This is a genomic window from Rhizobium acidisoli, from assembly GCF_002531755.2.
Classification (GTDB): Bacteria; Pseudomonadota; Alphaproteobacteria; order Rhizobiales; family Rhizobiaceae; genus Rhizobium; species Rhizobium acidisoli.
The window spans coordinates 163,144-175,723 of record NZ_CP035001.1 but is presented as its reverse complement, the minus strand read 5'-3'; the positions used below and the strand labels follow the sequence as shown (position 1 = coordinate 175,723).

The window sequence follows — 12,580 nt, the reverse complement described above, 5'->3', positions numbered from 1 at the left end:
AAGCGAAGAACTTTTGGCGTCATGCCGTGTCGCCCCCTCATCCGACCCTTCGGGCCACCTTCTCCCCGCTGGGGAGAAGGGAAGAGAGAAACAATCGGGAGGTAGAAATGGCCGAGTTCAGGATCGCGCAGGATCTGGTCGCGACGGAAAACGACAAGCGGGCAGCCGCGCTGAAAGCCGATTACGAGGCGCTGGGTGCGAACCTTGACCGCCGCGGCGTCGATATCGAAGCAATCACCCGGAAGGTTGCGGAATTTTTCGTTGCCGTTCCCTCCTGGGGTGTCGGCACCGGCGGCACGCGCTTTGCCCGCTTTCCCGGCACGGGCGAACCGCGCGGCATCTTCGACAAGCTCGACGATTGCGCCGTCATCAACCAACTGACGCAGGCGACACCGAATGTTTCGCTGCATATCCCCTGGGACAAGGCGGATGCCAAGGAATTGAAGGCCAAGGGCGATGCGCTCGGCCTCGGCTTCGATGCGATGAATTCGAACACCTTCTCCGATGCGCCGGGACAGGCCCATTCCTACAAATATGGTTCGCTCAGCCACACCGACGCGGCGACGCGGGCGCAGGCGGTCGAGCACAATCTCGAATGCATCGAAATCGGCAAGGCACTCGGCTCCAAGGCGCTGACGGTCTGGATCGGCGACGGTTCGAACTTCCCCGGCCAGAGCAATTTCACCAAGGCGTTCGAGCGCTACCTCGCCTCGATGGCTGACATTTACAAGACGCTGCCCGATGATTGGAAGCTCTTCTCCGAGCACAAGATGTACGAGCCGGCCTTCTATTCGACGATCGTGCAGGACTGGGGCACCAATTACCTGATCGCCCAGACGCTCGGCCCCAAGGCCTATTGCCTCGTCGATCTCGGCCATCATGCGCCGAACACCAATATCGAGATGATCGTCGCCCGGCTGATCCAGTTCGGTAAGCTCGGCGGCTTCCACTTCAACGATTCGAAATATGGCGATGACGATCTCGATGCCGGCGCGATCGATCCCTATCGGCTGTTCCTCGTCTTCAACGAATTGGTCGATGCCGAGCAGCGTGGGGTCAACGACTTTAACCCGGCCCATATGATCGACCAGTCGCACAATGTCACCGATCCGATCGAGAGCCTGATCAACAGCGCCAACGAAATCCGCCGCGCCTATGCGCAAGCGCTGATCGTCGACCGCAAGGCGCTCGACGGCTACCAGCAGGACAATGACGCGCTGATGGCCTCGGAAACGCTGAAGCGCGCCTATCGCGCCGATGTCGAGCCGATCCTCGCCGAAGCCCGGCGCAGGGCCGGCGGCGCGATCGACCCGATCGCGGCCTATCGCGCCAGCGGCTACCGCAAGCAGATCGCGGCCGAGCGCCCGGCTTCGGCTGCCGGCGGCGGCGGTATCATCTGAACTTCAGGCGCCGGCAGCGCAGGGGTTACTCGCTGCCGGCAACCGCGTTTACGGCTTCCAGGCGCCGGCGATCTGCCGGGTAGCAATGTTCAGCCGATTCCAGACATTGATATTGGCGATGGCAATGACGAGGGCCGCAAGGCTCTTGCCGTCATAGTGCCGGGTCGCCTCATCCCAGATCTCGTCGGGTACGGGGTCGGAACGGTCGCTGGTGCGGGTCACGGCCTCGGTCAGCGCAAGGGCTGCCCGCTCGGCACCGCTGAAATAGGGCGTGTCGCGCCAGGCGCTGACGGCGAAAAGCCTTTCATCGGTCTCGCCGAGCTTCTTGGCGATGCGCGGATGGCCGTCGATGCAGACGCTGCAGCCGTTGATCTGGCTGGCACGCAGATTGACGAGTTCAAGCAGCTTCGGCGAGAGGCCAGCCTCGGCCGGCACCTGCGCAAGCGCCGTCAGCGCCTGCATGGCGGCGGGAAGCACCAGGGCGGGATTTCCCATTCTCTCCTGCATGACCAATTTTTCCTGCATGATATGTCTCCTTGATGCATTTTGCTCTTCGACGATCCGCCGGGGCTGTCACACCGGCCGGGTTTCATTCGTCATAGGCTTGACGGAACGCAGCGAAGGAATGTGACGGATGAACGAGAAAAAATGGCTGGCCGATCAATTCGAGGCGAACCGGGCACATCTGCGGGCGGCGGCCTATCGCATGCTCGGCTCGCGCAGCGAGGCTGAAGACGCCGTCCAGGAGGCCTGGCTGCGGCTCAACCGCGCGGATACGACTGACGTCGGCAATCTCGGCGGCTGGCTGACGACAGTGGTGGCGCGCATCTGCCTCGACATGCTGCGTGCACGCAAGACCCGGCGCGAGCAGCCGCTGGAGATGCCGGTTCATGCCGCGATTGCCGATCCGGCACATGATCCGGAGCGCGATGCGGCCTTCGCCGAATCGGTTGGCGTGGCCTTGCTCGTCGTGCTGCAGACGCTGGCGCCGGCCGAGCGTGTCGCCTTCGTGCTGCATGACATGTTCGATCTGCCTTTTGACGAGATCGCGCCGATCATCGGCCGCTCGTCCGCCGCCGCCCGGCAGCTCGCAAGTCGCGCCCGCCGCCGAGTACAGGGCACGGACGAGGCGCCCGATGTCGATTTCGGCCGCAAGCGGACGATCGCGGAAGCCTTCCTGACGGCATCGCGCAACGGCGATCTCGAGGCCTTGCTTGCCGTGCTTTCCCCCGATGTCGTCTTCCGGCCGGATGCGACGGCAGCGCGATTCGGTCCATTCGGCGGAAGGCGCGGCGCGTCCGAGGTCGCAGAGCTGTTCAAGGGCCGGGCACAGGCGGCGGAAGCCGCGCTCGTCGACGGCGAAGTCGGATTCATCGTCCGCATCAAGGACGAACTACGCGTCGTCGTGACGCTGACCATCGCCGACGGGAAGGTGACGGTGATCGACGCCTTCGCCGATCCGGATTATCTCGAACACGTCGACTATTCCGTGCTTTCCAGCTGAAACAGACGACGATCCGGTTGCTCTTTCAAAAGGCGCGCTTCAGATTGGCGCGCCTTCGCCAGCATTTTCGCGGCCGCCCTGGTCGCGTCATTTTCCTTGACAGGCGCACCCCCAGCCTTATTCTATTATAGAGATTTACATAACATAACTGTGGAATGACGCGATATGAGCATGTCCGGCAACCAGGCGAAGAAGCCGCTCCTCCTCACCAATGTAAAACCGATGGCTTTCGGTGCGGGGACGCCGGAAGGGCCTGTCGACATTCTCGTCGATGGCGACGGCAGGATAGCAAAGATCGGTCCGGCGCTCGCCGTTTCTGAGGATGTGACCCGCATCGACGGCAAGGGCGCTTTCGTCTCGCCGGGCTGGATCGACCTGCATGTGCATATCTGGCATGGGGGCACCGACATTTCCATTCGTCCCTCCGAATGCGGTCTCGAGCGCGGCGTCACCACGCTGGTCGATGCCGGTTCGGCCGGTGAGGCGAATTTCCATGGCTTCCGGGAATATATCATCGAGCCCTCGCGCGAGCGCATCAAGGCCTTCCTGAACCTCGGCTCGATCGGCCTCGTCGCCTGCAATCGCGTCGCCGAACTTCGGGATATCAGAGATATCGATCTCGACCGGATCCTTGAAGTCTATGCCGAAAACAGCGAGCACATCGTCGGCATCAAGGTGCGCGCCAGCCATGTGATCACCGGCTCCTGGGGCGTCACCCCTGTCAAGCTCGGCAAGAAGATCGCCAAGATCCTGAAAGTGCCGATGATGGTGCATGTCGGCGAACCGCCGGCGCTCTATGACGAAGTGCTGGAGATCCTCGGTCCCGGTGATGTCGTCACCCACTGCTTCAACGGCAAGGCGGGGTCGAGCATCATGGAGGACGAGGATCTTTTCAATCTCGCCGAGCGCTGCGCCTCCGAGGGCATTCGCCTCGACATCGGCCATGGCGGCGCCTCCTTCTCCTTCAAGGTGGCGGAAGCGGCAATTGCGCGCGGGCTGCTGCCGTACTCGATCTCGACCGACCTGCACGGCCATTCGATGAATTTTCCGGTCTGGGACCTGGCGACGACGATGTCGAAGCTGCTCAGCGTCGGCATGCCCTTCGACAAGGTGGTGGAGGCCGTCACCCACGCACCGGCATCGGTCATCAAGCTGCCGATGGAGAATCGGCTCTCGGTCGGCGCGCAAGCCGAATTCACCATTTTCGACCTTGTCGATTCCGAGCTCGAGGCGACGGATTCCAACGGCGACGTCTCGGTCCTCAACAAACTGTTCGAGCCGCGTTACGCGGTGATGGGCGCCGATGCCGTTACCGCCAGCCGCTACGTGCCGCGGGCGCGCAGGCTGGTGCGTCATAGCCATGGCTATTCCTACAGGTAGGATCGCCGCCGGCTTATTCGATCAAACATCCGCCGGAGAAGCGTCGGATGTTTGGCGGTTCAATGGATTTACGACAGCAAGTCTCGCCGTCTCAGAGGGGCTGACGGACGATCATTCAAACCTCAATGGTTCCGCCGGTGCCGGTCGCTGGCCAAACGCGGCGAAATCATCATTGGTCAGCCCCGACTGCCGACCGAGATCAGCCAACGCATCCCATGCGGATGCGTCGCTTGGGCTTCACCACGCTTTCCAGGATGTCACGAACTTCCGCTTCGGTGCTGCGGCCGTTCATCGCCGCCCGCAGACACAATGCGCGATGCACTTCATCGGACACATTTCGAACTGTCAGAATGGCCATGCCCAAACTCTCCAGACGCTGTCAATGACAGCAATTTAGCCATCATACAGTCAGACCCGAGGTTGAGGGCTCAGCGGTTACGCCAACCCATCAGCTTCTCGATCCGCTCCGCCGAACTGCGAACATGGGCTGTATAATGGTTCTCGTCGGAAAAAGCCTTCTGTTCCGGCAGCACGATGGAAATGGTGGCGACGCATTGGCCGTCGCGATCGCAGATCGGCGAGGCGATGCAGGCAACGGCGTAATCCGATTCCCCCGCCTGGATCGACAGGCGATCCTCGAAAGCCTTGCCGGCCGACTCCGACAGCGTGCCGGGATCGATCTCGGCGCGGCCGGTCGGTGAGGAGCGGGCGCAGCGCTTGAACAGTTCGATGCGCTCGTCTTCCGGCAGGTGACCGACGAGCAGGCGGCCGGACGCTGTCCAGTTCAGCGGCACGCGGGTGCCAACGCGCGAGGCCACCTGGAAGTGGCTCGGGCCGTCGGCCATGGCAAGCACCAGCATATAGTCGCCGTCGCGGCCGCAGACCTGCACGGTTTCGCCGGCCTGGCGGCAGAGGTCGTGCATTTCGTGGGTGGCGATGCTCATGAAATCCAACGACCGGGCATAGGCGAGGCCATAGTGATAGAGCCGGGCGCCGAGCCAGATCGAGCCATCCGCCTGGCGCGTCAGCATATTCTTCTCGACCAGATCGTCGACGATGACGTAAACGGTCGACAGCGGCGCCTTCACCGCCTTGGCGATGGCATAGACGCCGGCGGGCGAGCCGGTTTCATAGAGGTGATCGATCACCTGAAGCGCCCGGTCGATGCCGCTGACGCGCGCGCGGCGCGCACCCTTGCCGGCAGCCTCGTCGGCATGGCCCTCATCCTCGGAGTAAACTGCTGGTGATGTCTTTCCGTCCAATTCCACGCACCTCGTTAAACTGCGATCATGTTACATTACTATGGCATATCGGTCGCTGCGGCAAATCGCAACATTTTGTAGGTTGATCGTGTGGCGAATGTGACAGTGGCGGAAGCTCGAAGGGTCGTGGAAACGAACTTTAAGAAAGAAAAACTCACGGGTTACCCTTCAGCCACCACCATCGGCGACGAGCCCGGCAGAAAGCATCAATAGCGATCTGTGTCGCGCATACCCCGAATGAACGTTGCGGAATCGACCGGCTCGTCAGGCGGCTGCATCCAGGCGGTGAATGTCTTCAACTGTTCGACATCGATCGGTTTTGCCGATGTCTTCATAGGCACGAGTCGCGCTACCGGCGTGCCATGCCGCAATATCTCGAAGGTCTCGCCTGCTTCGACGCGATCCAGCAATTCGCTGAGACGGACCTCGGCTTCCTCCAGTTTGACACGCGCCATGATGCGTCCTCGATGGTTATTTCCCGGGCATTTTAGTCCGAAAACCAGGCAGTCGTCATCCCGCTTGGAACAACAAACCGCAGCCTGAGTTTGACCCTGAACCCAGGAGGTCATGATGACGAATTATCCGACACCGCCTTTCCCATCCCAGAAACAGCCGATGCCGGGTTTTACCGCGCAGATGGATCCTGTTCCCGACCATGGCGAAAAAAGTTATCGCGGTTCGGAACGGTTGAAGGGCAAGCGGGCGATCATCACCGGCGGCGATAGCGGCATCGGCCGGGCGGTGGCGATCGCTTATGCCAGGGAAGGTGCCGATATTGTAATTTCCTATCTCGACGAGGATGAGGATGCCGACGAGACGAAGCGGCTGGTCGAGGAGGCCGGCCGCAAGGCCGTGCTGGTCAGCGGCGATATCCAGGATGCGGCCTTATGCCGGCAGATCGTCGAGACGGCGGTCAAGGAGCTCGGCGGTATCGACATTCTCGTCAACAATGCCGCCCATCAAGCAAGCTTCAAGAGCATCGACGAAATCAGCGACGAGGAGTGGGAACTGACCTTCAAGGTCAATATCCATGCGATGTTCTATCTGACCAAGGCGGCCGTTCCCCATATGAAACCCGGCAGCTCCATCATCAACACCGCCTCGATCAATTCCGACAGTCCGAACCCGACGCTGCTGGCCTATGCGACGACCAAGGGCGCGATCCAGAATTTCACCGCCGGCCTTGCCCAGCTTCTGGCCGAGAAGGGCATTCGCGCCAATGCCGTGGCGCCGGGGCCGATCTGGACGCCGCTCATTCCCTCGACGCTGCCTGAGGAAAGCGTCAGCAATTTCGGCAAGCAGGTGCCGATGAAGCGGCCCGGCCAGCCGGCCGAGCTGGCGACAGCCTATGTGATGTTGGCCGATCCCTTGTCGAGCTATGTCTCCGGCACGACAATCGCGGTCACTGGCGGCAAGCCGATCCCTTTGACGCAAGTCGCCTGGGATTGGCGGTTCCAGGTAAAGACATGCGTGAAACAAGGAGCTGAAGCGGGTCGATCAAGGTTTGACGCGACGCGTTTCAGTCCGGCTTGCCGTAGCCACCGCCGGTCGGCGTCGTGACGATCACGGCGTCGCCGGCGGCGAGCATTGCCTGGTCGCAGCCCTCAAGCCTTTCGACGGTGCCGTCCGCGCGGCGGATCTCGGTTTTTCCCAGCTGCCCGTCTTCTCCGCCGAAAAGGCCGAACGGCCGGATCGTGCGATGCGAGGAGAGAATGCTGCAATCCATCATCTCAAGAAAGCGGATGGTGCGCTCGGTGCCGCCGCCGGACCTATACTGTCCCTTGCCGCCGGAACCGCGGCGGATGTGGAAATCTTCGAGCACGACGGGAAAGCGGAATTCCAGCACTTCGGGATCGGTCAGCCGCGAATTGGTCATATGCGCGTGCACGCCGTGGGCGCCGCTGAAGCCGGTGCCGTCGTTGAGCAGACCGGCGGGGCCGCCGGCGCAGATGGTCTCATAATATTGATAGGCGGCATTGCCGAAGGTCAGATTGTTCATCGAGCCCTGGGCTGCCGCGAGCGTTCCGAGTGCTCCGAACAGCGCATTCGTGACATGCTGGCTGGTCTCGACATTGCCGGCGACGACGGCAGCCGGATAGGCCGGGCGCAGCATCGACCCGTCTGGCACGATGATCCGGATCGGCCGCAGGCAGCCGGCATTCATCGGGATCGGCTGCTCGACCATGACGCGGAAGACATAGAGCACGGCGGCGCGCGTCACCGGTTCCGGCGCGTTGAAATTGGTCGGCTGCTGCGCGCTGGTGCCGGTGAAATCGACCGTCGCCTCACGTGCCTGCCTGTCGACGGTGATCTTCACCTTGATGACGGCGCCCTGATCGGTGGGATAGGTGAATTCGCTGTCGCTGAGGCGGGCGATCACCCGGCGCACACTTTCCTCGGCATTGTCCTGCACATGGCCCATATAGGCCTCGACGACGTCGAGCCCGAAATGGGAAACCATCTTGCGCAACTCCTGCACGCCCTTTTCGTTGGCGGCGATCTGCGCCTTCACGTCGGCAAGGTTCTGAGCCGGATTGCGGGCGGGGTAGGGATGATCCTGCAGCATCGCCGCGAAGTCCGCTTCGCGGAAACGGCCCTTGTCGACCAGCAGGAAATTGTCGATCAGCACGCCTTCCTCATCGACCTTCGTCGCCCGCGGCGTCATCGAGCCCGGCGCTTTGCCGCCGATATCGGCATGGTGACCGCGCGAGGCGACGTAAAACAGGATCACCTCTCCGGCATCGTCGAAAACCGGGGTGACGACGGTGATGTCGGGCAGATGCGTGCCGCCATTATAAGGCGCGTTGAGCGCGAAAACGTCGCCCGGGCGGATGCGGCCTTCGTTCAGGCGGATGATGGTTTCGACCGAACGGTCCATCGAGCCGAGATGCACCGGCATATGCGGCGCATTGGCGACGAGCGCGCCGGTGCGGTCGAAGACGGCACAGGAAAAATCGAGCCGCTCCTTGATATTGACCGAATGTGCGGTGTTCTGCAGCGTCACGCCCATCTGCTCGGCGATCGCCATGAAGAGATTGTTGAAGACTTCGAGCATGACCGGATCGGCGCTGGTGCCGATCGCGGCATGGCGGGCAAGCGGGATCTCGCGGGTGAGGACGATATGATCGTGGCCGGTGAGCCGCGCCTGCCAGCCGGCTTCGACGACGATCGTCTGATGCGCTTCGATGATAAGGGCAGGGCCTTTGAGGATGGCGCCGGGCTTCAGCGTCTCGCGCTTGAAAATGCCGGCCTCCTGCCATGTTCCGCCGGAATAGAAGCGGGTTATGCGCAGCGCTTCCGGCTCGAAGGCTTTTGCCTCCCTATAAGTTTCCTCGATGTCGGCGCCGCCGCCGATGCCCTCGACTTCGACGGAATCGACGACAACGGGCCGGTCTTCGAAGGTGAAGCCGAACTGCTTCTTATGGGCGACGGCAAAGGCTTGCACCATTTCCTCCTCGGGCCCGAAGGCGACGGGCAGGGCGGTGTCGGTCCCCTTATATTGCAGGTGCAGCCGGGTGACGACCTCCATGCCGGCGGCCTCGACGCCTTGCAGTGTCAACTCCTCGCGCACCTCCGCCTCCAACCCGGCCCTGATCTCGCCGATCGTCACCAACGCCGTAGCGAGTTCTGTCAGCACCGCGCGCTGGCGGGTGGCGCGGATATCGGCAAGGCCCATGCCGTAGGCCGAAAGGATGCCGGAGAAGGGGTGGATCAGTACTCTTTTCATGCCGAGGCTGTCGGCGACGAGGCAGGCATGCTGGCCGCCGGCGCCGCCGAAACAGGTGAGCGCATAGCCGGAAACGTCATAACCGCGCTGGACCGAGATCTTCTTGATGGCATTGGCCATGTTCTCGACGGCGATGGCGAGGAAACCGTCGGCGGCGTCATCAGCCGTCCGGCCGCCGCCGATCGTCTTTGCCAGCTCGGCAAAGGCGGCGTGCACCGCCTCGGCATCGAGCGGCTGGTCCTGTCCCAGGCCGAAGATCGCCGGGAAGAATTCCGGCAGCAGCTTGCCGGTCATGATGTTGGCGTCGGTGACGGTGAGCGGGCCTCCGCGGCGATAGGATTTCGGGCCGGGCGTGGCGCCGGCCGATTCAGGGCCGACGCGGAAGCGCGAACCGTCATAGCTCAGGATCGAACCGCCGCCGGCGGCGACAGTATGGATCTTCATCATCGGCGCGCGCATGCGCACACCGGCGACTTCGGTCTCGAAGGCGCGCTCCAGGTCGCCGTCGTAATGCGACACATCCGTCGAGGTGCCGCCCATGTCGAAGCCGATCATCTGGCCGAAGCCGGCGATGCGCGACACCTCGACCGCGCCGACCACGCCGCCGGCGGGGCCCGAGAGGATCGCGTCCTTGCCCTGGAAGAGATGCGCATCGGTCAGCCCGCCGGAGGACTGCATGAACATCAGCTTCGGGCCTTGTCCCTCGACTGCGCCGAGTTCGGTGGCGACCTGATCGACATAGCGCCGGAGAACCGGAGACAGGTAGGCGTCGACGACGGCGGTGTCGCCGCGGCCGACGAGCTTGATCAGCGGGGAAACGACGTGCGAGGGCGAGATCTGCGTGAAGCCGATCGCGCGCGCAATGGCGGCGGCCCGCTGCTCATGCTCGGGATAGCGGTAGGCGTGCATGAAGACGATGGCGACGGCGCGCAGGCCCTCGGCATAGGCGGCTTCGAGCGCCTGTCGCAGCCTGTCCTCGTCAAGCGGGCGTTCCACCGTGCCATCGGCCAGCACGCGCTCGTCGGCCTCGATGACGCCGGCATAGAGCAGTTCCGGCTTGACGATCTTCTTGGCGAAGATATCGGCGCGGGCCTGGTAACCGATCTCCAGCGCATCGCGGAAACCTTTTGTCGTCACCAGGAGGGTCGGATCGCCTTTGCGTTCCAGAAGGGCATTGGTGGCGACCGTCGTTCCCATCTTGACCGCGCCGATGCGCTCTGAAGGGACCGGATCACCGGCCTTGAGCCCGAGCAGTTCGCGAATGCCGTGCACGGCCGGGTCGCGATAGGCTTCCGGATTTTCCGAAAGCAGCTTGTGGGCGATCAGCGCACCGTCGGGGCGCCGTGCGACGATATCGGTGAAGGTGCCGCCGCGATCGATCCAGAAATCCCACTGTCCGCCCATCGTCCGGCCTCCTGTTGAACTGAAAATTTATTGACGATTTATCGATAAAATGTCAACGTTTGCTCTCGGATCATGGAGAGTGGACATGGCGGATGGGCGTGAAAGACAAGCGGAAATCGGGCCGATCGTCTCCTCCGCACATCTGGCCGATGGCGCGCTTCCGGCTCTTTCGGAGCTGGAGTTCGGCCTTATCCTCGCCGGCAATGCCTTCGACCGCTGGATGGTACGCTGCATGACGGCGGCTGGCGAGCCTGGATGTGCCCCGATCGACGTGCTGGTGCTGCATTCGGTGGCGCACCGGCAGCGGCCGAAGCGGCTCGGCGATCTCTGCAGCGTGCTCGGCGTCGAGGATACGCATCTGGTGATTTATGCGATCAAGAAGCTGGAAAAGCGCGGCCTCGTGAAAAGCACGCGGGCGGGCAAGGAGAAGCTGATCGCCGCCACCGAAAAGGGCGTTGAAATTTGCCTGAAATATCGGGCGGTGCGCGAAGCGCTGCTGGTGGAATCGGTCAAGGGGCTGGGGCTCGACGCCGCGGCGGCATCGGCAGTGGCGGCGACGCTCAGGGCGCTTTCCGGCCACTATGATCAAGCGGCAAGGGCCGCCGCCTCTTTCTGACGGCAGCCCTTGACGGGGGCAGGGAGAGATCCCCCGAAATTTTCAGGCGCCGTGTTCAGCCGAAGCAGGGCATCGCCGGCAGATTGGCGCGGCTTGCTATCGCTCCGATGATGTTGCCGACCGGCGTCGAGCGCGGTTCGCGTTTGCCGGCGGCCGTCTCCAGGAGTTGCTTGAAATCTTCAAGCTTCACGCCGTCGGCGCGCATCACCATGGCGATCAGGGGGTCGCGAAGGGCTTCGGATATGGTCAGGTCGTCTCTGGTCTTTCTCATGGCTTGTCCTCCTTTCGTGGGCGGTCGCCCGTGTTCCACTGTGCGCTGCCGTTCTCGACATTGACTTTCGCGTTTCGTGGTGTTACCGGTAAGTAACAATGCATTTGTTACCGATCGGTCACATCGATGTCAAGGACTACGTCCGCAAAAAAATCAGAAACTTCGAATGAAATCTCCGTAGCCGTTCCAGAAGATCGCATCCCGCCGCGGGAACGTATCGTCTCGACCGCGTCGGAGCTTTTCCGCGAGCGCGGCATCCGCGGCATCGGCGTCGATGCCATCGCCGACGCGGCGCTGACCAACAAGATGACGCTCTACCGGCATTTCGGCTCGAAGGACGAGCTCGTCTGCGAGACGCTGCGCCGCGCCTCGGAAAGGGCGGGTGCGATCTGGCGCGAGCTGGAGGCGGCCTATCCCGGCAATCCGCGCGCCCAGCTCTACGCCTGGGTGGAGATGCGGGCGCAATGTCTGAACGGCGAGCCCGCCGGCTGCGATCTCGCCAATGCCGCCATCGAGCTGAAGGGCGAGGGCCATCCCGCCCACGAGATGATCGAGCGCCACAAGGCCGAACAGCGTGATCGCCTGGCGGCGCTCTGTTCGGCGGCCGATGCGCGCGAGCCTGAGCTTCTTGCCGATACGCTGACGCTACTGCTCGAAGGTGCGCGCGTCAGCCGCCAGGCGATGGGCGCTGCCAGCTGCTGCGGTCATTTCGCCAAGGCCTGCAATGCGGCGATCGCCTCTTTCGCCTGAACCGGTTTTTCGGGAACCTTACCGCTTCCATACCGTTTTTCCCTCACCGGAGGACAAGTGGAGACCGGGAGATGAACTACGTCTATCTCAAGCGCCTGTATGCCAAACGCGCCGAGCTCGAAGCCAAGCTGGAGCTTCACGATGCGCGCTATTGTTTCGGCGAGGAAGAGGTCGATGACGGCACCGACAGCGATCTGCGTCAGCGGCTGAGCGAAATTTCCGACGAAATCGACGCGCTGGAAGCAGGCCGGACCGCGAGAGCATGA

Annotated in this window: 11 protein-coding genes and 2 pseudogenes; 7 read left to right on the top strand and 6 right to left on the bottom strand. The window is 62.7% G+C overall.

Annotated features, from left to right (window positions below; all coding sequences use genetic code 11):
• Positions 1–107 precede the first annotated feature (107 nt).
• Entirely contained in the window at positions 108–1,400 is a 1,293-nt protein-coding gene (rhaI, locus tag CO657_RS29690; protein ID WP_054185042.1) for an L-rhamnose catabolism isomerase, read from the top strand.
• A 48-nt stretch (positions 1,401–1,448) separates the two neighbouring features.
• On the opposite strand, the gene CO657_RS29685 is transcribed toward rhaI, so the two are convergent.
• Positions 1,449–1,907: a carboxymuconolactone decarboxylase family protein gene (locus CO657_RS29685; RefSeq protein ID WP_054185075.1), complete on the bottom strand. Its 459-nt coding sequence runs from the start codon at positions 1,905–1,907 to the stop codon at positions 1,449–1,451.
• A 127-nt stretch (positions 1,908–2,034) separates the two neighbouring features.
• On the opposite strand from CO657_RS29685, the gene CO657_RS29680 reads away from it, so the two are divergent.
• Both CO657_RS29680 and CO657_RS29675 read left to right on the top strand, forming a co-directional pair.
• Positions 2,035–2,904, top strand: a complete 870-nt coding sequence (locus tag CO657_RS29680; RefSeq protein ID WP_054185043.1) for a sigma-70 family RNA polymerase sigma factor — start codon at positions 2,035–2,037, stop codon at positions 2,902–2,904.
• Positions 2,905–3,075: 171 nt separating this feature from the next.
• Positions 3,076–4,284 carry an amidohydrolase/deacetylase family metallohydrolase gene (locus CO657_RS29675; RefSeq protein ID WP_054185076.1) on the top strand — a complete coding sequence of 403 codons (1,209 nt, stop codon included), beginning with the start codon at positions 3,076–3,078 and terminating at the stop codon, positions 4,282–4,284.
• 111 nt (positions 4,285–4,395) lie between these two features.
• Here the strand turns inward: CO657_RS29675 and CO657_RS29670 are convergent.
• The 3 genes and pseudogenes from CO657_RS29670 to CO657_RS29660 form a co-directional block, all read right to left on the bottom strand.
• Positions 4,396–4,642, bottom strand: a pseudogene (locus CO657_RS29670) (FitA-like ribbon-helix-helix domain-containing protein).
• A 70-nt stretch (positions 4,643–4,712) separates the two neighbouring features.
• Positions 4,713–5,552 carry an IclR family transcriptional regulator gene (locus tag CO657_RS29665; RefSeq protein ID WP_041672212.1) on the bottom strand — a complete coding sequence of 280 codons (840 nt, stop codon included), beginning with the start codon at positions 5,550–5,552 and terminating at the stop codon, positions 4,713–4,715.
• A 200-nt stretch (positions 5,553–5,752) separates the two neighbouring features.
• Positions 5,753–6,001, bottom strand: coding sequence for a type II toxin-antitoxin system Phd/YefM family antitoxin (locus CO657_RS29660; RefSeq protein ID WP_054185044.1), 249 nt, complete (start codon positions 5,999–6,001; stop codon positions 5,753–5,755).
• Positions 6,002–6,116: 115 nt separating this feature from the next.
• Between CO657_RS29660 and CO657_RS29655 the strand changes: the two are divergent.
• A pseudogene (locus CO657_RS29655) lies at positions 6,117–6,968 on the top strand (SDR family oxidoreductase); the annotation flags it as partial.
• 97 nt (positions 6,969–7,065) lie between these two features.
• On the opposite strand, the gene CO657_RS29650 reads toward CO657_RS29655, so the two are convergent.
• Positions 7,066–10,677 carry a hydantoinase B/oxoprolinase family protein gene (locus CO657_RS29650; RefSeq protein WP_054185045.1) on the bottom strand — a complete coding sequence of 1,204 codons (3,612 nt, stop codon included), beginning with the start codon at positions 10,675–10,677 and terminating at the stop codon, positions 7,066–7,068.
• Positions 10,678–10,762: 85 nt separating this feature from the next.
• Here CO657_RS29650 and CO657_RS29645 point away from each other — a divergent pair, with 85 nt between their 5' ends.
• On the top strand, positions 10,763–11,293 hold the full coding sequence (locus tag CO657_RS29645; protein WP_054185046.1) for a winged helix DNA-binding protein: 531 nt from the start codon (positions 10,763–10,765) through the stop codon (positions 11,291–11,293).
• Positions 11,294–11,348: 55 nt separating this feature from the next.
• On the opposite strand, the gene CO657_RS29640 is transcribed toward CO657_RS29645, so the two are convergent.
• Positions 11,349–11,564 carry a hypothetical protein gene (locus CO657_RS29640; protein ID WP_012555169.1) on the bottom strand — a complete coding sequence of 72 codons (216 nt, stop codon included), beginning with the start codon at positions 11,562–11,564 and terminating at the stop codon, positions 11,349–11,351.
• A gap of 126 nt (positions 11,565–11,690) precedes the next feature.
• Here CO657_RS29640 and CO657_RS29635 point away from each other — a divergent pair, with 126 nt between their 5' ends.
• Complete coding sequence (locus tag CO657_RS29635) at positions 11,691–12,314, top strand: TetR/AcrR family transcriptional regulator (RefSeq protein ID WP_054185047.1); 624 nt, start codon at positions 11,691–11,693, stop codon at positions 12,312–12,314.
• A gap of 71 nt (positions 12,315–12,385) precedes the next feature.
• The gene (locus tag CO657_RS29630) at positions 12,386–12,580 is read left to right on the top strand and encodes a hypothetical protein (protein ID WP_003594637.1); all 195 of its coding nucleotides are present in this window, start codon (positions 12,386–12,388) and stop codon (positions 12,578–12,580) included.

What these genes read in the sequence shown, in the direction of transcription:
- rhaI (WP_054185042.1), top strand. Translation starts at nt 108, where the DNA reads ATGGCCGAGTTCAGGATCGCGCAGGATCTGGTCGCGACGGAAAACGAC.
- CO657_RS29685 (WP_054185075.1), bottom strand. Translation starts at nt 1,907, where the DNA reads ATGCAGGAGAGAATGGGAAATCCCGCCCTGGTGCTTCCCGCCGCCATG.
- CO657_RS29680 (WP_054185043.1), top strand. Translation starts at nt 2,035, where the DNA reads ATGAACGAGAAAAAATGGCTGGCCGATCAATTCGAGGCGAACCGGGCA.
- CO657_RS29675 (WP_054185076.1), top strand. Translation starts at nt 3,076, where the DNA reads ATGTCCGGCAACCAGGCGAAGAAGCCGCTCCTCCTCACCAATGTAAAA.
- CO657_RS29660 (WP_054185044.1), bottom strand. Translation starts at nt 6,001, where the DNA reads ATGGCGCGTGTCAAACTGGAGGAAGCCGAGGTCCGTCTCAGCGAATTG.
- CO657_RS29650 (WP_054185045.1), bottom strand. Translation starts at nt 10,677, where the DNA reads ATGGGCGGACAGTGGGATTTCTGGATCGATCGCGGCGGCACCTTCACC.
- CO657_RS29645 (WP_054185046.1), top strand. Translation starts at nt 10,763, where the DNA reads ATGGCGGATGGGCGTGAAAGACAAGCGGAAATCGGGCCGATCGTCTCC.
- CO657_RS29640 (WP_012555169.1), bottom strand. Translation starts at nt 11,564, where the DNA reads ATGAGAAAGACCAGAGACGACCTGACCATATCCGAAGCCCTTCGCGAC.
- CO657_RS29635 (WP_054185047.1), top strand. Translation starts at nt 11,691, where the DNA reads ATGTCAAGGACTACGTCCGCAAAAAAATCAGAAACTTCGAATGAAATC.
- CO657_RS29630 (WP_003594637.1), top strand. Translation starts at nt 12,386, where the DNA reads ATGAACTACGTCTATCTCAAGCGCCTGTATGCCAAACGCGCCGAGCTC.